Annotated in this window: 1 protein-coding gene; it reads right to left on the reverse strand. The window is 63.8% G+C overall.

Annotated elements, in window-relative coordinates:
• Positions 1 to 260: transposase (locus AC5Y36_RS25910; RefSeq protein ID WP_500043834.1), on the reverse strand; the 260-nt coding region annotated here is incomplete at both ends.

Below are 260 nucleotides of genomic sequence, written 5' to 3' on the forward strand. Positions count from 1 at the left end.
TGTTGCCGGCGCCGAGGATGAGGTCTCCTTCCCAGTGGCCTGGGATCGCCCGGTCCTGCGCCTCGGCGGGACGTTTGCTGATGTTGATCATGCCGGCCTTGAACCGGTCACGATCCTCGATCGGTTTGCGGCCCTGCGGCTTTCGTTTCTCCCGGCCGGAGCGCAACGCGGATTTCAGCTCGCTGGCCAACCCCCCGCGGGCCTGGACATACATGGCCTGATAGATCGTTTCGTGTGACACCCACATCTCCGGATCGTCT

It is taken from the genome of Mycobacterium sp. NGS50 (assembly GCF_059812545.1).